At 60.9% G+C, this 18,685-nt stretch carries 15 protein-coding genes and 1 pseudogene; 8 read left to right on the top strand and 8 right to left on the bottom strand.

Annotated elements, in window-relative coordinates:
* Nucleotides 1–107: 107 nt before the first annotated feature.
* Both CHH27_RS16200 and CHH27_RS16195 read left to right on the top strand, forming a co-directional pair.
* On the top strand, nt 108–2,015 hold the full coding sequence (locus tag CHH27_RS16200; protein ID WP_094072505.1) for a propionyl-CoA synthetase: 1,908 nt from the start codon (nt 108–110) through the stop codon (nt 2,013–2,015).
* Nucleotides 2,016–2,149: 134 nt separating this feature from the next.
* Nucleotides 2,150–2,941: an SDR family NAD(P)-dependent oxidoreductase gene (locus CHH27_RS16195; RefSeq protein WP_094072504.1), complete on the top strand. Its 792-nt coding sequence runs from the start codon at nt 2,150–2,152 to the stop codon at nt 2,939–2,941.
* Nucleotides 2,942–3,069: 128 nt separating this feature from the next.
* On the opposite strand, the gene CHH27_RS16190 is transcribed toward CHH27_RS16195, so the two are convergent.
* The gene (locus tag CHH27_RS16190; RefSeq protein WP_094072503.1) at nt 3,070–4,878 is read right to left on the bottom strand and encodes an ABC transporter transmembrane domain-containing protein; all 1,809 of its coding nucleotides are present in this window, start codon (nt 4,876–4,878) and stop codon (nt 3,070–3,072) included.
* Between the two features lie 296 nt (nt 4,879–5,174).
* Between CHH27_RS16190 and rpmE the strand changes: the two genes are divergently transcribed.
* Together rpmE and CHH27_RS16175 are read left to right on the top strand one after the other, a co-directional pair.
* Complete coding sequence (gene rpmE, locus CHH27_RS16180) at nt 5,175–5,399, top strand: 50S ribosomal protein L31 (RefSeq protein ID WP_094074805.1); 225 nt, start codon at nt 5,175–5,177, stop codon at nt 5,397–5,399.
* A gap of 242 nt (nt 5,400–5,641) precedes the next feature.
* A complete protein-coding gene (locus CHH27_RS16175; RefSeq protein WP_094072501.1) occupies nt 5,642–6,100 on the top strand; it encodes an ATPase in 459 nt (152 codons plus the stop codon).
* A gap of 145 nt (nt 6,101–6,245) precedes the next feature.
* Here CHH27_RS16175 and CHH27_RS16170 read toward each other — a convergent pair whose 3' ends face one another.
* Together CHH27_RS16170 and CHH27_RS16165 are read right to left on the bottom strand one after the other, a co-directional pair.
* The gene (locus CHH27_RS16170; protein ID WP_094072500.1) at nt 6,246–6,785 is read right to left on the bottom strand and encodes a DUF1465 family protein; all 540 of its coding nucleotides are present in this window, start codon (nt 6,783–6,785) and stop codon (nt 6,246–6,248) included.
* 413 nt (nt 6,786–7,198) lie between these two features.
* The gene (locus CHH27_RS16165) at nt 7,199–7,414 is read right to left on the bottom strand and encodes a DUF1192 domain-containing protein (protein WP_247646117.1); all 216 of its coding nucleotides are present in this window, start codon (nt 7,412–7,414) and stop codon (nt 7,199–7,201) included.
* Between the two features lie 131 nt (nt 7,415–7,545).
* On the opposite strand from CHH27_RS16165, the gene CHH27_RS16160 reads away from it, so the two are divergent.
* The 4 genes and pseudogenes from CHH27_RS16160 (at nt 7,546) to CHH27_RS16145 (ending at nt 12,534) form a co-directional block, all read left to right on the top strand.
* Nucleotides 7,546–8,550: an NAD(P)H-quinone oxidoreductase gene (locus CHH27_RS16160; RefSeq protein ID WP_094074803.1), complete on the top strand. Its 1,005-nt coding sequence runs from the start codon at nt 7,546–7,548 to the stop codon at nt 8,548–8,550.
* A 154-nt stretch (nt 8,551–8,704) separates the two neighbouring features.
* Nucleotides 8,705–9,490, top strand: coding sequence for a DUF1013 domain-containing protein (locus CHH27_RS16155; RefSeq protein ID WP_094072499.1), 786 nt, complete (start codon nt 8,705–8,707; stop codon nt 9,488–9,490).
* Nucleotides 9,491–9,641: 151 nt separating this feature from the next.
* Nucleotides 9,642–10,598 (top strand): TAXI family TRAP transporter solute-binding subunit, encoded by a 957-nt coding sequence (locus CHH27_RS16150; protein WP_094072498.1) that lies wholly within the window; start codon nt 9,642–9,644, stop codon nt 10,596–10,598.
* Nucleotides 10,599–10,786: 188 nt separating this feature from the next.
* Nucleotides 10,787–12,534: pseudogene (locus tag CHH27_RS16145) on the top strand (TRAP transporter permease).
* 100 nt (nt 12,535–12,634) lie between these two features.
* Here CHH27_RS16145 and lpdA read toward each other — a convergent pair.
* The 5 genes from lpdA to CHH27_RS16120 are packed head-to-tail and all read right to left on the bottom strand — an operon-like array spanning nt 12,635 to nt 18,618.
* Nucleotides 12,635–13,993, bottom strand: a complete 1,359-nt coding sequence (lpdA, locus tag CHH27_RS16140) for a dihydrolipoyl dehydrogenase (protein WP_094072497.1) — start codon at nt 13,991–13,993, stop codon at nt 12,635–12,637.
* Nucleotides 13,994–13,998: 5 nt separating this feature from the next.
* The gene (locus CHH27_RS16135; protein ID WP_094072496.1) at nt 13,999–15,297 is read right to left on the bottom strand and encodes a dihydrolipoamide acetyltransferase family protein; all 1,299 of its coding nucleotides are present in this window, start codon (nt 15,295–15,297) and stop codon (nt 13,999–14,001) included.
* Between the two features lie 3 nt (nt 15,298–15,300).
* Nucleotides 15,301–16,314, bottom strand: a complete 1,014-nt coding sequence (locus CHH27_RS16130) for an alpha-ketoacid dehydrogenase subunit beta (RefSeq protein WP_094072495.1) — start codon at nt 16,312–16,314, stop codon at nt 15,301–15,303.
* A gap of 1 nt (nt 16,315) precedes the next feature.
* On the bottom strand, nt 16,316–17,551 hold the full coding sequence (locus CHH27_RS16125) for a 3-methyl-2-oxobutanoate dehydrogenase (2-methylpropanoyl-transferring) subunit alpha (protein ID WP_094072494.1): 1,236 nt from the start codon (nt 17,549–17,551) through the stop codon (nt 16,316–16,318).
* Complete coding sequence (locus CHH27_RS16120; protein ID WP_094072493.1) at nt 17,548–18,618, bottom strand: Glu/Leu/Phe/Val dehydrogenase; 1,071 nt, start codon at nt 18,616–18,618, stop codon at nt 17,548–17,550. The genes CHH27_RS16125 and CHH27_RS16120 overlap by 4 nt, the downstream gene beginning before the upstream one ends.
* Nucleotides 18,619–18,685: the final 67 nt, after the last annotated feature.

Here is an 18,685-nt window from a genome sequence, read left to right as displayed (position 1 = left end):
ATTGCCTAAAGGGTTAGGCTTGCCTTTTTGGGTGCCCTTACAGCACTCTAGGCCCAAAGAGCAGGGGATCGCGATCCCCCGCAGGCGGCCGTTTGGGAGGACACATCATGGCAAGCCGGTATCACGAGGTCTATCAGGGCTGGAAGGACGATCCGCTCGGGTTCTGGAAGTCGGCGGCGGACGAGATCGACTGGGTGTCGACGGGCGACAAGGTGTTCGATCCCGATGAGGGGCAATACGGCCGCTGGTTCCCCGACTGGGAATGCAACACGTGTTACAACTGCCTTGACCGTCATGTGGAGCGTGGCCGTCCGGGTCAGCCTGCCCTGATCTATGACAGCCCGATCACCGGCAAGACAGCCACCTACACCTATTCGGAGCTTCTGGAAGAGGTCGAGGCCATGGCCTGCGTCCTGGCCGACCAGGGCCTCGAAAAGGGGGACCGGGCGATCATCTACATGCCGATGATCCCGCAAGCGGTGATGGCGATGCTGGCCTGCGCCCGCCTTGGCGTCATCCACTCCGTGGTATTCGGCGGCTTTGCCGCCAACGAACTGGCAACACGGATCGACGACGCGGCCCCGAAGGCGATCATCGCAGCCTCCTGTGGTCTCGAGCCGGGCCGGGTGATTGCCTACAAGCCGCTGCTCGACCAGGCAATCGAACTGGCCGCCCACAAGCCCTCAAGCTGCCTTGTCTTCCAGCGGGAAGAACAGGTCGCAGAGCTTCTGGATGGCCGCGACCACGATCTTGGCAAGCTGGTGGAAGATGCCGTTGCCGCGGGGCGCCGGATTGCGCCGGTGCCGGTCAAGGCGAGCGACCCGCTCTACATTCTTTATACGTCCGGAACGACCGGTCAGCCGAAAGGCGTGGTGCGCGACAATGGCGGCCACATGGTCGCGCTCAAATGGACCATGAAGAACCTCTATGACGTCGAGCCGGGCGAGGTCTTCTGGGCCGCCTCCGATGTCGGCTGGGTCGTTGGACATTCCTATATCTGCTATGCACCGCTGCTGCATGGCTGCACCACGATCGTGTTCGAGGGCAAGCCCGTCGGCACGCCGGATGCCGGAACGTTCTGGCGGGTGATTTCGGACCATAACGTGGTTTCCCTGTTCACCGCCCCGACGGCCTTCCGCGCGATTCGCAAGGAAGATCCGAATGGAGAACTCATCAAGAAATACGATCTGTCCCAGTACCGGTCGCTGTTCCTCGCCGGTGAGCGTGCCGATCCGGAAACCGTCAACTGGGCCATCGACCAGCTTCAGGTGCCGGTGATCGACCACTGGTGGCAGACGGAAACCGGCTGGTGCATCGTGGGCAATCCGCTCGGGCTTGGATCGCTGCCGGTGAAGCCCGGTTCGCCGACCGTGCCGATGCCGGGCTACGACGTTCAGGTGCTGGACGATGCGGGCCATCCGCTTGGTGCCAACACGCTCGGCAACATCGTGGTCAAGCTGCCGATGCCGCCTGGCTGTCTGCCGACGCTCTGGAATGCGGACAAGCGTTTCTTCGATTCCTACCTCGCCGAGTTCCCCGGCTACTACAAGACAGCCGATGCGGGTGTGATCGATGACGATGGTTACCTGTCGATCATGGCGCGCACCGACGACATCATCAATGTTGCCGGCCACCGTCTGTCGACCGGTGGCATGGAAGAGGTGCTGGCGACACACCAGGATGTGGCGGAATGTGCGGTGATCGGCATCGCCGACAAGCTGAAGGGGCAGCTGCCCTGCGGTTTTGTGGTTCTGAAGGCCGGTGTCGAGCGCTCCCATGACGACATCGAGAAGGAGCTGGTGAAGCTGGTGCGCGAAAAGATCGGACCGGTCGCCGCGTTCAAGATCGCCATAACGGTCGACCGGCTGCCGAAAACCCGCTCCGGCAAGATCCTGCGCGGCACGATGCGTCAGATAGCGGATGGCGAAAGCTACAAGATGCCGGCGACGATTGATGATCCGGCAATTTTGGATGAGATCAGCGACGCCTTGAAATCCCACGGGATTTCCGCCTGAAACAACCAGGTGACGTTGCTGGAGCCCGAGAAGGGCCATCGACAGAGCTGATTTTGCCACTTAAGGTCGGGCCGCCGCAGCGCGGCCCGCGTCTTTTCGCGGCTGGTCACAATACTAGCAACCGTGAGGTTTCCGTGTCTTTGGAGAATAAGGTCGCCATCATTACCGGCGCAGCCCGTGGAATCGGCTTTGCCATCGCCAAGCGTTTTGTCGCCGATGGCGCAAAGGTCGTGATTGCCGATGTGGATGATGATGCCGGCGAAGCTGCTGCGGAAGATCTGAAGACCCAGGGCGAGGCAATGTACATTCATTGCAACGTCGCCGAGCGTCTCGATGTGCGCAACCTGGTCGCCGAAACGCTCAACGCCTATGGCGACATCGACGTCCTGGTGAACAATGCCGGTATCGTCGTTGGCGCCGATTTCCTCGAACTTGAAGAAGATGATTTCGACCGGGTGCTGTCGATCAACCTGAAAGGCGCCTTCCTGTGTGCCCAGGCGGTTGCCCGGCACATGGTCGAGAAGGTGCAGGGCGGCGGTGAGCCCGGCTGCATCATCAACATGTCGTCGGTAAACTCGGTTCTGGCGATCCCGAACCAGGTGCCCTATTGCGTTTCCAAGGGTGGCATGAGCCAGCTGACCAAGACCGCGGCCCTGTCGCTGGCCCAATACGGCATTCGCGTCAACGCAATCGGCCCGGGCTCGATCATGACGGAGATGCTGGCTTCGGTGAATTCCGATCCGGCAGCCAAGAACCGGATCATGTCGCGCACCCCGATGCTGCGTATCGGCGAGCCGGCCGAAATCGCCGGGGTTGCCGCATTCCTCGCGTCCAGCGATGCCGGCTATGTCACGGGCCAGACAATCTTCGCAGATGGCGGACGCATGCCGCTCAACTACACCGTTGCGGTGCCGGACGACGTTTGATCGGAGCCAGAGCGTTCCACGGATGGATTGAATCAAAAAGGGCGGCCAGCAGGCCGCCCTTTTTTATTTTCGACGACAGAATCGTTTTCCGGGATCGGCAGTTCCAGGTGCGCCTGTCGCTCGCGGCGCTACCCCGCCAGAGCCTCCTGCTCGGCATCGAATTGCAGCCGGGCCAGCTTGGCGTAGAGCCCGCCGGCGGCCGTTAGCTCGGCATGTGTGCCGGTTTCGACGATGCGGCCGTCTTCCATCACCACAATCCGGTCGGCCTTCAGGACCGTTGCCAGACGGTGGGCAATCACCAGCGTCGTGCGGCCTTCCATCAGCTTGTCGAGCGCCTGCTGCACCAGCCGTTCGCTCTCCGCGTCAAGCGCGCTCGTCGCTTCATCCAGGAGCAGGACCGGAGCGTCTTTCAGGACGGCGCGGGCAATGGCAATGCGCTGGCGTTGTCCACCAGAGAGAGTGACACCGCGCTCGCCGACCATCGTGTCATAGCCATCCGCCATCGCCTCGATGAAGGGGGCGGCCAGGGCAGCCTGTGCCGCTGCAACCACGTCTTCCCGGCTGGCGTCAGGCCTGCCATAGGCAATGTTCTCGGCAATGCTGGCCCCGAAAATCGCTGTGTCCTGGGGCACCAGGGCGATGTGTCGGCGCAGATCTTCCGGATCAAGCTCGCTCAGGCCTACACCATTGAGCCGGATCGTCCCGGAAACCGGGTCGTAAAAGCGCATCAGCAGGCTGAACAAGGTGGACTTGCCGGCACCGGACGGACCGACGACAGCAACGGTTTCTCCCGGCGCGATGGTCAGCTCCAGATCCCGGACCACCGGCATGTGTTCCGCATTCTGATAGGCGAAGGAGACGTTTTCGAAGGCAATGTCTCCGCGCGGGCTCTCCGGCAGGCTGACCGGATTGGCGGGGGCGCGGATTTCCGACTGCACATCCAGAAGCTCCGACAGGCGCTCAGCGGCACCGGCGGCCTGGGAGAGTTCGCCCCAGACCTCGGAAAGCGTTGCCAGCGACCCGGCGGCGAGAATGGAGTAGAGCAGGAACTGGCTGAGTTCCCCCCCTGTGATGCGGCCGGAAAACACGTCGCTGGCCCCGATCCACAGGACCGCAACGATGCTGGCGCCGATCACCATGATGGCAAAGCCGGTCAATGCCGCGCGCGCCATGATGGCCTTGCGGGCAGCCTTGAAAGCCTCCTCGACGGCGCCGCCGTAGCGCCCGGCGCTTCTGTCTTCATGCGTGAACGCCTGCAGGGTTTTCACCGAACCCAGCATCTCGCCGGCATAGGCGGAGGCATCTGCCAGGGTATCCTGGGCAAAGCGCGAGCGTTTGCGAACCTGACGACCAAACCCGAGAATGGGAACGAGAATGACGGGAATGGCAGCCAGCACGATCACGGAGAGACGCGGGCTGGTGACCACCATCATCACCGAGGCGCCGGCGAACATGATCAGGTTACGCATCGCCTGGGAGGCGCTGGCGCCAAATGCTGACTTGATCTGGGTCGTATCGGCGGTCAGGCGCGACAGGATCTCGCCGGACTTGGCGCTGTCGTAAAAGGCGGGGCTGAGCCGGGTCAGGTGGGCAAAGACATCGGAGCGAAGTTCGGCAACAACCCGCTCACCGATCCACATGACCAGGAAGTAGCGGATCGAACTGGCCGTTGCCAGGGCGCAGACCACGCCGATCAGGACGGCGAAATAGGAATTCACCAGCGCCGGGTCGTCGGCGCCAAAGCCAAAGTCGATCATGCGGCGAACGGCGGCCGGCAGGATCAGCGTGATGATTGCGGCCGAGAACAGGGCGACCAGTGCACCGATGGCCATGCCCTTGTGTTTCTGAAGATAGGGGATCAGCCGCGTCAGCGGTTTTAACGAACGGCGATTGGTCTTTGTGTCCGTCTTGCGGTCTGAAACAGGGGCGTCTGCCACAGGAAGCTCCTCGATTTTTGTCCGTATTAGCACGTTCGCCCCGGTGCTCAATTGCTTTTGATCATTTTTGGGAGCGGTAAACCCGAAGCGTTCGGAAACGGCGCAAACCGCGCCGCTGGAATTCGTTGGATATTGCCGGAATTTGCCTCTTGTCTTGGGGGCAGGCTTCAGGTATATCCCCGCCTCATGTTTCTGAGGGCGGCGTCCGCATCCGGATCGGCGGCCCTTTACTTCGTTTTCGCTGACGTGGCGGTTCTTTTCGAAAGACAGCTGCGAGGCGTTTGAAAGGACCGGCCATGAAAGCGGATATTCATCCCGACTACCACACCATCAAGGTCGTCATGACCGATGGCACCGAATACACCACCCGTTCCACCTATGGTTCGGAAGGCGACACCCTGACGCTCGACATCGACCCGACGTCTCACCCGGCCTGGACCGGCGGCGACCGTCAGCTGATGGACCGCGGCGGCCGCGTGTCCCGCTTCAAGAACAAGTTCGCTGGTTTCCTGGGCTCCTAAGACCTCAGACCATCGACAGTTTCGAACGAAAACCCGGCCTTGCGGCCGGGTTTTTTGTGTTTTGGAGTAGATACGCCGCTCCATGCGAGTTTGCGAGGGCGCGCCAGGAATTGTTCATTCCGGCTTTCGAACCTTGCCAGGTGCCCCTCCGGTGCCGGATAAACAAGAGACCAGAGTCATTCCAGCCTCGATCGTCCGGTTTTGTGGCAGGACGCGACTGAGCGGCCAAAAGGACCAAGCGCATGAAAGTCAAAACGATCTCTGATCTCATCGACTGGACCCGTCTGATGCACCGTCAGCTTGGCGAACGCCTGACAACCGGGTCGGCGCTGCATGACCAGGAGATGGCAAGGATGCTGCTGTCTTACCTTGCCGATCACGAGGCGGCGCTGGAGAAGATCATTGAAGGTTTCGAGCAGCGCGCTGATCTGAGCGCGCTCAATACCTGGGTCTATGACTATCTGAGCCATGAGCAGATCGATCTCAAACGCAGCTGCGACGTGCCCTTTGAGAAGATGAACTTCAACGAGATTTGCCTGACCGTGTTCGACGTGCACAACCAGGCCATCGATCTCTATCGGGACCTGCTCCGGCGCGCCGACATTCCCGAGGCAAAGGAGCTTCTCCAGGCGCTGCTTGCCATGGAAGAGCATGAGACGATGCGGATCGCTCAACAGACCGGCCGGATGCAGGATTTGTAACAGTCTGGTTCGCGGCTCTGTGGGCGCTGTGTGACGTTGGCTGACATGGCGAGCCTGTCGGGTGTTCGCAGGCTTGTTTGCCGTGCAGCCAACAAAAAAGCCGCCTTGCGGCGGCTTTTCAGATGCGAAAGAGATTTGACCGGGATCAGCCGAGCTTGCCGAAGGCGGCATGCAGCTTGTTGAGCTGCGAGGCGACCGGATTGTCGTTGGTGGCCTCTTCGACCGGCTCTTCGGACTTGCGGTAGAGCATCGTGTCGAGATGCACGATCCGCTCCTGCAAACGGGTGGAACGCTCGATCAGAACGCGCAGGGTTGCCGGCAGGTCGTTCCAGGCAGGGCCGCCGGTGGAGCTGGAGAGCTTGTCGAGGCGCACCTTGTTCTTGTCGCTGCCGGCCTGTTCGCGCGACATTTCGCCTTCGTTGACGGCACGCTGCAGCAGCAGCCAGGACGCCAGCTGCATCAGGCGCGTGGTCAGGCGCATGGATTCGGTGGCATAGGCCAGGGAGGCGGGGCGTGGCAGTTCCTTGGCTTCCTCGCGGCCTTCACCGTCCAGATACATCGCGGTTTCCTCAACCAGCGACATGCCTTCCTGAAACAGCGTCTGGAAGCTGTCGGAGCTGGCGAGGTGATGCGCGATGTGAACTGCGCCCAAGGTGTCACCGGCTTTTTTAATGTCTTCCGTCATAGGATTGCTACGCCTCAGTTACTCTTCCGGTTGTCCCGCATCTTTTGTTGTCCCGTCTCGAAATGTGTCATCCCGGTCCGAGTGTTCCTTTTTGGAACGATGCAGGTCTTCATGCCGTATATCCAGCAAAGCACGTGCCAACTGAAACGGTAAACGGCCATTAACCAGAACTCTGACAAGATACTATGAGGTGGAGGCAAAAAAAAGAGCCGCACGGTTGCGGCTCTGAGTCTTTAACAGGGAGGCGTCAAACAGAGTGGACAGGAGCCACTCACATCCAGATGACTGGATGACTAAATTTATACTTTGGAAAGATTAATAAGAGGTAAACGAGTAAATTTTTACCTACAGTGTTTACTGTAAGTGCTCGATGTGAATGGCGCTTTCTTCAAAATATGTAATAATTTACAGGATCATTTCTGAAAGAAGGCGTCAGCCGCATTGCGAATAGTGCTGCGTTGCTCGAGCTCCTTCTGGGTACGGTTAATTTCCTCGGTTAAAGCCTCGATCCGCTCGGACAGTTCCTCCTCTGACAGGCGCGACAGATCCTGGCCGACCGAAATCTCCGCGGTCTCCGATTTTCTGGGGACATCGTCGTCAAAGAGGCCCATCATCTTGCTCCCAAGCATGTCTCGGGCAGGGTCCGGAAGGCTTACTTGTCCGGGGCGCCTGCCTGCAGATAGTGTAAGTATCAATTTACCATATGCCAGGCACAGATCGCCTAGCCAGTCCCAAAATGAACCAAAAGGAATGGTCTGACATGCAGAAACTGCCGGACAGCATGACGGTTGTTGCGATTTCCGAACCCGGCGGACCGGAGGTTCTCAAAATCGAAACCCGGCCGGTTCCCGAATTGGGACAGGGCGAAATCCTGATCCGTGTGGCCGCAGCCGGGGTTAACCGGCCCGACGTGCTGCAGCGCAAGGGCGCCTATCCGCCTCCCAAGGGCGCCTCCGATCTGCCGGGGCTGGAAGTGGCCGGTGAAGTGGTTGCCTGTGGCACGGGAGCGACGCTCCACCCAATTGGCGCAAAAGTGACAGCGCTGGCGCCCGGGGGCGGTTACGCGGAGTATTGCAAGGTGCCTGAAGGCCATGCCCTGCCGGTGCCGGAGGGGCTGAGCATGATCCAGGCGGCCGCGCTACCGGAGACCTTTTTCACGGTCTGGACGAATGTCTTCGACCGGAGCGGCCTGAAAAGCGGTGAGCGCTTTCTGGTTCACGGTGGCACGTCCGGGATCGGCACGACGGCCATTCAGCTCGCCAAGGCGTTCGGCGCAGAGGTGTTCACCACGGTCGGGTCTGCAGACAAGGCAGAGGCGGTAAAGGCGCTGGGGGCGGACCACGTCATCAATTACCGGGAACAGGCTTTTGAAAAAGCGGTGCTGGAAGCCACAGACGGTGAAGGCGTGAACGTGATCCTCGATATGGTCGGCGGAGACTACGTGGAACGGAACTGGAAAGCGGCTGCGATCGAAGGGCGGATCTGCCAGATCGCGACGCTGAACGGTATAGCGGAGAATGTGAACTTCTCCCGCCTGATGGTGAAGCGACTGACACACACCGGCTCGACCCTGAGACCGCGCAGCGATGCCTTCAAAACCGAGATTGCAAACAGCCTGCGCGAGAAGGTCTGGCCGCTGATCGAATCGGGTCGGATCGGCCCGGTGATGGATTCGACCTTTCCGTTGAGTGAAGCGGCTGACGCACACCGGCGCATGGAAAGCTCTGGCCATATTGGCAAAATCGTCTTGATGCTGGAAAGCTGAAGTCGCGCAATAAGCCAGGGGACCGCATCCTGTGTGTTCCCATTTGCGTTTCGGCCGGAATTCTCCTATATTCCGGCCACTTCCCAGGAAACTGACACGGAACACCGCTTTTTCGCCCTGCCGGGCGAGGGAGCAGACGAGAGGAATTTATCCGATGGCGAACACGCCGCTGATGCCGAAGGCAACCGCCGTCTGGCTCGTAGACAACACCGCGCTGAGCTTCACGCAGATCGCTTCCTTCTGCAAGCTGCATCCGCTTGAGGTGAAGGCCATTGCCGATGGCGAAGCCGCGCAGGGCATCAAGGGCCTGGACCCGATCCTGACCGGCCAGCTGACCCGTGAAGAAGTCGAAAAGGCGCAGAAGGACCCGAATTACCAGCTGAAGCTGCAGGGGTCCAAGGTCGTCGTTCCGGAAACCAAGCGCAAGGGCCCGCGCTACACGCCGGTGTCCCGCCGTCAGGACCGTCCGAATGCCATCCTGTGGCTGGTGCGCAACCATCCGGAGCTCAAAGACGCGCAGATCATGCGCCTTGTCGGCACCACCAAGCCGACCATTGCCGCCATTCGCGACCGGACCCACTGGAACTCGGCCAACCTGACGCCGTCCGATCCGGTGACGCTCGGCCTGTGCAGCCAGCTTGAACTGGACATGGAAGTCGAAAAGGCCGCGAAGAATGCTCCGCAGCCGATTCCGGGCGCAGAAGAAACCCTGATCCCGGTCGAAGAATCGACCAGCGAAGACGCGATTGCGGCCGCCTTCTCCTTCGACCCGAACCAGCCGGTCAAGCGGGACGAGGAAGAAGAAATCGATGCCGACGCCGTGTTTGCGAATCTGGGGTCTCTGAACACCAGCGACGCTGGTGACGCCGACAACGAAGAGGAAACGGCCTCCGTTGAGGACGTCTTCGGCGAGGCCGCTTCGGACGACGACACCAAATAAGACCGATATCTTGCCGACTGTTTGAAAGCCGCCGGTGGCAACACCGGCGGCTTTTTTGCTTCTTTGAAACAAGGCGTACCGGTTTGTCCCGAAATCGCGTTGCCACTCCCGAAAAGCCGACATAGTCTCTTGGGCTTTCTGGGAGATCATCATGAAAAACACATTGCTCAAGCTGGGCGCCGCCCTGGCGCTCGCCGTCGGTGTCACACAGGCACAGGCCGAAACCCGCATTACCTACAAGTCCGCCAAATCCACGTCCTCCTACTACCAGATGGCCGTGCAGATCGCCGAAGCGGTCAAGGCCGGCAGCAATGGCGACATGATCGTCACGGTCGAGGAGAGCCAAGGGTCCGTCCAGAACGTGATGGAAGCGCGGGCGCGCGGTGGCGACTATGTCTTTACCACGCCTCCGGTTCTGGTCTCGCTTGCCCAGGGCGGCAAGGCGATGTTCGAAGGCAAGGGCGATCCCAAGTTCGACGAGATCCGGGCCCTGTTCCCGATCCCCTCGCTGACCATGCATTTTGTCATGTCCGCCGACAGCGGTGTGACAGACTTTGCCGGCATGGAAGGCAAGACCATTCTCTTGGGCAAGGGCTCTTTCGGCGCGCGGGAAGGCGAGAAGTATCTCAAGCTCTTCGGCCTGGAAGGCAAGGTCGACCTGGCCGAAGTCGAGCTGTCCAACGCGGTCGCAGCGCTCAAAAACGGCCAGATCGACGGGTTCGTGACCGCCGGATCCTGGCCGGCGCCGAATGTGATCGAGGCTGCTGCTTCGACCGGCGTCAATGTCCTGTCGCTGGACGACGACCAGATTGCCAAAACCAAGCGCGCCCGGCTAGTCATCCCGGCCGGAACCTATGCAGGACAGGAGACTGACATCGTCACCACGTCCCTGCCGGTCGTTGCCTACACCACCACGGCGATGGACGATGACACGGCCTATGCGCTGACCAAGACCTTCTGGCAGGAAAAAGCCAAGATGGGCGAAGAAGCCCCCTGGTGGAATGGCGTGGATCAGGGGTTGATGGCGAACATCACCGGCAAGCTGCATCCAGGTGCCGTCCGCTACTACGAAGAAGCGGGCATGCCGCTCACGGACGCTCAGAAGTAAGCCGTTTCGTCTCTCTCTTCAGCGGCGCACAGCCTCGGGGTTTGTGCGCCGTTGGCACTTTCCGCCCGCGAGGTTGACGGTCAGTTGCCTGTGCCTGCCGTGCCCCCTTTTTCGTTCCACCCTCCCACCTTTCAAGTGATTTCATGATCCGCGGTGAACCTGCATCCAATCCGTTCTGGCGGACGGCAATGATCCTTCTGGCGCTGGCGCTGGTGGCGTTTCATCTCGGCCTGATTTTTTCAGGGCTGGTGCCCAATCTGGTCAGCCGTCCGCTCCATCTGGCGCTCGCCCTTCCGTGGATCTTTCTTTTTGCCGGTGGAAGCGGGCTTTCCCGGGTCAGCGGTGCGGTCTTCTGTTGTGCTGGTGTCGCGGCATGCCTGTGGGTGGCCGCCAACCAGTCGATGCTGTCCGACCAATACGGATTTCTGGAAGGTGATTTCCAGAAACTTGTCGCCATCGTGCTGCTCGTCACGGTGCTCGAAGCAGCGCGGCGCGCGATCGGATGGCCATTGCCCATTGTTGCAGCCCTTGCGCTCGCCTATGGCCTCTATGGTCAGCACATCCCCGGCGAATTCGGCCATTCGGGAACGCCGCTGGCGAGTTTTCTCGGCACGCTGACGATCGCCGAAGGCGGCATCTGGGGCAGTCTGACCGGTGTATCGGTCAACGTGGTTGCGATCTTCGTGATTTTCGGTGCCGTTCTGAACGCCGGAGAAGCGGGGCAGGGCTTCATGAATGTGGCGGCGGCGGCCGCCGGCCGCCTGAAAGGCGGCGCCGCCAAGGTGTCCGTTCTGTCTTCGGCGCTGTTTGGTTCCATTTCCGGTTCAGCTTCTGCCAATGTTGCGTCCACCGGGGCGATCACCCTGCCGGCCATGACGCGGCTCGGCTATCCGAAGCGCCTGGCGGGCGCGGTCGAGGCCGTTGCGTCGTCCGGCGGCCAGATCATGCCGCCGCTGATGGGGCAGGGGCCTTTGTCATGGTGGAACTGACCCGGGTTCCCTATACCGAGATCATGGCGGCCGCGCTGCTGCCGGCCATTCTCTATTTTCTGGCGGTCTGGATCGGCATCAACGCTTACGCAAAGCGCTTCGATCTGGCGGCGATCGATCAGGAGGATCAGCCACGGTTCCGTCAGGTGGCGATCACCTCCGGCTTCTTCCTGATCCCTTTTACGGTGCTGCTCGTGGGCATGTTCGTGGTGCGCTATACGCCGCAATATGCCGCCTGTCTGGCAATCCTGGCAGGCTTCATCCTGCTCTTTTTCAACGCACGTGGCACATTTGACCTGAGGCAGATCCTCGCCCGGATGGAAAACGCGGTTCTGACCGCAGCCCGGCAGGTCTCCGTCATCGCGTCAATCATCGTGTGTGCATCGATCATCATCGGTGTGCTCGCCGTCACCGGCCTCGGCGTGAAAATCACCTCGCTGATCCTGTCCGGCTCAGGAGGCTATCTGTGGCCGTCATTGCTGCTGACGGCGCTCGCCTGCCTGATCCTGGGCATGGAAGTGCCGACGACAGCTGCCTACGTCATCTGTGTCTCTGTGGCTGGTCCGGCGCTGATCCAGCAAGGGCTGGAGCCGCTTCAGGCGCATCTCTTCGTTTTCTGGTTTGCGCTGATTTCAACAATCACGCCACCGGTGTGCGGCGCGGTTTTCATCGCGGCCGGCATGATCGGCGAGAACTGGCTGAAGGTTGCGCTGACAGCGATGGCGCTTGGTGTCGGTCTCTACCTGATCCCGCTGGCCATGATTGCAAATCCCGCCCTGATAGACTTGGCAGACACGCCTGTCCCGGCGCTGTTGTCGGCCGTCAAGATCGGGCTTGGGCTTGGCCTGGTCTCATTCGGGCTCATCGGATATCGGAAACCGTGGCAAAAACTGATGGCGACAGGTGCCGGTCTGATCGTGATCTTTGCCGGTGGCGCCAACTTTTGAAAACCTGTTTTGTTGCGTCCCCCGGCGCAGCCCTCTGAAGCAGGATGAGGGCATGCGCTTCTCAGATACGGCGCAGGAAAACAAGCCTGTCTCCAGGTCTCTAGATATGGAGCGCGTGCCCCAGGGCGCGCAGACAGGCTTCCTGCAGTCCCTCGGACTGGGTGGGGTGGGCATGGATGGTTCCTGCAAGGTCTTCCAGGCAAGCGCCCATCTCGATCGCCAGGGAAAAGGCTGCGGACAATTCAGAGACGCCGGTTCCCACCGCCTGAAGGCCGACAATCGCATGATCGGCCTCGCGCCAGACAACACGGACAAAACCGTCTTCCCGTTCGGTTGTCATCGCCCGCCCGTTGGCCTGGAACGGAAACTCGCTCGACCTGGTTCCCTCGAGTTCGCCAGGCAAGGCACCGCACAGCACGAGTTCGGGGTCCGTGAAACAGACAGCCGGGATGGCACGCCTGTCCCATTCAACGGCCTGGCCGGCGATGTGTTCGGCAACCATTTCCCCTTGCGCCATTGCCCGATGCGCCAGCATCGGCTCACCGGTGACGTCGCCAATCGCATAGATGCCGCGCATGGAGGTCTGGCAGGTCTTGTCGATCTTGATGAAGGGCCCGTCCAGGGTGAGCGCAAGCTCGTCGATGCCGATGCCGATGGTGCGGGGTCTGCGGCCTACGGTCACCAGAACCTTTTCAGCGTCGACATCGCCCTTGTCGGTCTGAAGAGTGTCGCCTTGATGGCCCAGAGCCCTGGTGCCGGTCATAAGCGCAACACCCAGCTCGCCCAGACGTTTGACGACCGGTTTTGTCAGGCCTTTGTCGTATGCTGGCAGAATGCTGTCTTCTGCTTCGACAATCGTGACCTGGCTGCCGAGTTTGGCAAAAACGGTGCCCAGCTCCAGTCCGATATAACCGCCACCGACAACGGCGAGTGTCTTCGGGATCTCCGTGAGGCTCAAGGCCTCCGTGGAGGACATGATTGGCCCACCAAATGGCAGAAAGGGCAGTTCAACGGCAGCGGAGCCCGTGGCGACGACGATGTATTCCGCCCGAATATGGAAGGGGTCGCCGTCGCCCGTGACCTGCACCGTTTTGCCATCCAGAAAACGGGCGCGGCCCGAGACAAAACGGGCCTTGGCCTTCTTCATGAGGGCCGCGACACCTGAATTCAGCCTGTCCACCAGCCCGTCTTTCCAGGCAATGGTCTTCGACAGGTCGATTGTCGGGTTTTCCGCACGAATGCCGAGCGGGCCCTGGTCCGCATGGGTGATCTTGAAGAATTCATCGGCCGCATGGATAAGCGCCTTGGAGGGGATGCAGCCAACATTCAGGCAGGTGCCACCCGGTTTTGCCTCGTCCACAACCACCGTGTCGATGCCGAGCTGTCCGGCGCGAATGGCGCAGACATAGCCGCCAGGTCCGGCGCCGATGATCAGCAACTTGCATTTGATATCCGTCATCAGCCTTATCCTTCGACAAACAGCATGGCTGGTGTCTCCAGCAGCGTTTTCAGTTTCTGGACGAAAACGGCGGCATCCCAGCCGTCAATGACCCTGTGATCGAAGGAACAGGAGATGTTCATCATCTTTTTGGGTTGGAACTGCTGACCGTCCCAGACAGGACGGATCTGCATCTTGTTGATGCCGACAATGGCGACTTCCGGGTAGTTGATGATGGGGGTCGTGGCGATCGCGCCGAGAGCCCCCAGCGAGGTGATCGTGATGGTTCCGCCATTCAATTCGTCGCGCTTGATCGAGCCGTCCCGCGCGGCATCTGCGAGCCGGGCAACTTCGCCTGCATTGTCCCAGAGATTGCCGGCCTCGGCATGGTGCACGACTGGGACATTCAGTCCGGCCGGTGTCTGCGTGGCGATGCCGATATGGACGCCTCCGTGGCGATAAATGACCCCCGCATCGTCGTCATAACGGGCATTCAAATCGGGCTGCTCACGCACGGCTTCCACGATGGCTCGCATCAGAAACGGCAGGATCGTCAGCTTGGGTCGGTCGCCGGCATGTTTGGTGTTCAGGGCGGCCCGCAGATCTTCAAGAGCAGACATCTCGACTTCTTCGACAATCGTGATGTGCGGGATCTGTCGTTTTGACAGGGCCATTTTCTCCGCGATCTTGCGGCGCATGCCGATGACGCGGATTTCTTCGATGCCGGTGTTTTGCGCGCGTGTGACCGTCCCCTGTCGGATGCCTCCGGTGGCGATCCAGGCGTTCAGGTCGTCATGGCTGATCCGGCCGGCAGGGCCGCTTCCGGGGACCTGGCGCAGGTCGACACCCTCTTCCCGCGCACGGGCGCGCACGGAGGGCGAGGCAAGGGGCTTGGTGCCGCTTGCACGGGGGATGGCCGGTCTGCTGACGACCGGGTCAGCCGGTTTTGCCGCGGTCTCGGCGAGAGATGATCCCGGGATCTCTTCAACCGGTGCAGGCTTGGCCGGTGTTTCGGAGCCGGGCGTTTCAACGGGGGAGGGGGACGGCGCTGCGCTCTCCTGTGCGGCGGTTTCATTGCCTTCCCCGTCCACTTCAATGCGGACCAGAACCGCACCAACCGGGACAAGGTCACCTACTTGACCGCCGAGTTCCAGCACCTTGCCTTCAGCGGAGGAGGGAACTTCGACCGTGGCCTTGTCGGTCATGACGGATGCGAGGACGTCATCTTCGCGAACCAGATCGCCCGGCTTGACGTTCCACTCGATCAGTTCCGCCTCGGCGATGCCTTCTCCGACATCCGGCAAGTGAATTGCGAACACACCCATGGATCAGGCCTCCATGACTTTTTTCAGGGCCTCGCCGACGCGCCCCGGTCCAGGGAAATACTCCCACTCCTGGGCGTGAGGGTAAGGGGTGTCCCAGCCCGTGACGCGGATCATGGGGGCCTCCAGGTGATAGAAACAGGTTTCTTGAACAAGAGACATGAGTTCGGCACCAAAGCCGGACGTTCTGGTGGCTTCATGCACGATGACGCAGCGGCCCGTTTTCTCAACGGAGGACACGATTGCGTCCAGGTCGAGGGGCATCAAGGTGCGCAGATCGATAATCTCGGCATCAACGCCCGACTGTTCCACCGCCGCCTCGGCGACATAGACCATTGTGCCATAGGCCAGGACGGTCACGTCCTTGCCTTCCCGGTAGAGCGATGCCTTGCCCAGGGGCACTGCCTCATCACCGTCCGGGACGTCCCCCAAAGCATGCTTCTTCCAGGAAACGATGGGTTTGTCGTGATGCCCGTCAAACGGTCCGTTGTAGAGCCGCTTGGGCTCCAGAAAGATCACGGGATCGGGATCAGCGATCGAGGCGAGCAAAAGCCCCTTTGCGTCGCGGGGGTTGGACGGCATGACAACCTTCAGACCCGAGACGTGCGTGAAAAGCGCTTCCGGGCTCTGACTGTGGGTCTGGCCGCCGAAAATTCCGCCGCCGGTCGGCATGCGAATGACGATCGGGCAGGTGAAGTCCGCATTGGAGCGATGCCGGAGGCGTGCTGCCTCGGAGACGATCTGGTCATAGGCGGGATAGACATAGTCGGCGAACTGGATTTCGATCACCGGTTTCAGTCCGTAGGCGGCCATGCCGATGGCCGTTCCGACGATGCCGGCCTCGTTGATCGGAGCATCGAAACAGCGCGACTTGCCGTATTTTTCCTGCAATCCGGCGGTGCACCGGAAGACGCCCCCGAAATAGCCAACGTCTTCGCCGTAGACGACGACTTTTTCGTCAGCGGCCATGGCAACATCATGGGCCTCGCGGATCGCTTCGATCATGGTCATCTGTGCCATGTCAGAACCCCGCTTCCTGGCGCTGCCGGATCAGATGCGGCGGCATGGTTTCGTATACGCCTTCAAACATGTCGCGCGGGCTCGGTGCCTTGCCGTCACCGAGCGTGCCGACCGCTTCCGCGGTTTTCTGAACGGCGATCACCTCGTCCAGGATCTCGGCTTCCGCCTGTTTATGGCGTTCGTCGCTCCACTCGCCGAGGACGATCAGGTGTTTTTTCAATCGCTCGATGGGATCGCCGAGCGGCCAGGCGGCAGCTTCGGTCTTGGACCGGTAAGCAGAGGGATCGTCGCTGGTCGAATGTCCGCCAGCGCGGTAGGTGACATGCTCGATCAGCGTCGGTCCGAGGCCTTTGCGCGCACGCTCACACGCCCATTTGGCAACGGCATGCACCGCCAGATAATCATTGCCGTCGACGCGGATGGAAGCGATGCCAAACCCGTGGCCACGGGCGGCGAAGGTTCCGACACCGCCGCGGGCAATGCCCTGAAAGGTCGAGATGGCCCACTGGTTGTTGACGATGTTCAGGACAACAGGCGCTCTATAGGTCGAGGCAAAGACCATTGCGGCATGGAAATCGCTTTCGGCAGTGGAGCCGTCGCCAATCCAGCCTGCAGCGATCTTCGTGTCTCCGGAAATCGCCGATGCCATGGCCCAGCCGACGGATTGCACGAACTGTGTGCCGAGATTGCCGGAAATGGAAAAGAAGCCGTGTTCCTTCGAGGAATACATGATCGGCAACTGGCGGCCATGAAGCGGGTCGTCCGCGTTTGAGTAGATCTGGTTCATCATCGTGAGCATGGGATAGTCACGGGCGATGAGCAGGCCGGCCTGGCGGTAGGTCGGGAAATTCATGTCCCCCGGCCGCATGGCTCGGCTGAAGGCGCAGCTGACGGCTTCTTCGCCCAGGTGCTGCATGTAGAAACTTGTCTTGCCCTGCCGCTGCGCATTCATCATCCGCGCGTCGAAGGTGCGCAGGGTCATCATGTGGCGCAGGCCCGCCTTCAGGTCGTCGCTGGTCAGCGAGCCGGCCCAGTCGCCGACGGCCTCACCGTTCTTGTTCAGTACGCGGACAATGGAAAAGGCCATGTCGCGCATGTCGTCCGGGTCGATGTCCACCGGAGGACGCGGCACCGATCCGGCGCGCGGAATTTCAAAGTCGGAAAAATCAGGCGTGTCACCGGGGCGACAGCCTGGTTCCGGGACATTGAGCGATAGGGGGCTGACGTCATCGGTCATGCTGCGCCTTTCCGGACTTGGAGTGCCTGGGTCAGGATCGATTCAACCATGTCATCGGCGACTTGTATCGTTGTTTTTCCAGTCCGCAGGCTGTCGGCAAGGATGTCGCGGATCCGCGAGGCGATCCCGGTCAGGCGCTCTTCGCGATAACCGGGGCCTGCCTTGTGAATTTCACCGGCCACGCTGATGATGCCGCCCGCATTGACCACGTAGTCGGGCAGATACTGGATGTTGCGGGCGCGCAGGATTTCAGCCACTTCCGGTGTTGCCAACTGGTTGTTGGCGGCGCCGCAAACGAGGTTCGCGGTCAGTTTGCGTGCCGTTTCAGCCGTCAGAACTCCGCCCAGGGCGCAAGGGGCAAAAATGTCGAATTCAGTCTCGAAGACTGCCTCCACCGGGCAGATTTCCGCATCGAGTTTCTGCCGTGCCTCGTCCAGCGCAGCCTGATTGATATCGGAAACGATCAGGTCCGCACCGGCAGCATGCAGTTTTTGGGCGAGGGACATGCCGACGTGACCCAGGCCCTGCACCAGAACGCGCTGTCCTTTCAGGTTATCGCTGCCCGACAGGATCTCGCGTGCGGCCCGCAGGCACTGGAAGACACCTTCAGCCGTGAACGGCGAGGGATCTCCACTGCCGTGGGGGCCGCCATCCAGACCGACAGCATATGGGGTCTCCCTTGCGACAACCGCCATGTCTTCCGGCGAAATTCCGACATCTTCAGCGGTGTAATAGGTCCCGTTGAGGCTATGCACCGCCTGGCCGAAGGAGCGGAAAAGATCCTCAGACTTGTCAGTCCGGGCGTCGCCGATGATGACGGACTTGCCGCCTCCCAGTTCGATGCCCGCCATGGCATTCTTGCTCGTCATGCCGCCTGCCAGGCGAAGGACGTCGGTGCGCGCCTCCTCCTTGCTCGCGTAATTCCACATGCGGCAGCCACCTGCAGCCGGGCCATAGGCCGTGGAATGAAGACAGATATAGGCGCGCAATCCGCTGGCCGGGTCTTCTGCATAGATCAGGCGTTCGTGGCCGTCCGGTGCTTTTTCTTCGGTCAGTGTGAGCGGCATGGGAATTCTGTCCTCCTCCAGAATGCAGGTCTGGTGCCATTTTAGCCCCGCAGAGTGGTTGAAAAAC

The sequence above is a fragment of the Labrenzia sp. VG12 genome, from assembly GCF_002237595.1.
In the GTDB taxonomy this organism is placed as follows: domain Bacteria; phylum Pseudomonadota; class Alphaproteobacteria; order Rhizobiales; family Stappiaceae; genus Roseibium.
Note: the sequence above shows the minus strand (reverse complement) of the source record. Positions and strands in the feature narration are given on the sequence as shown.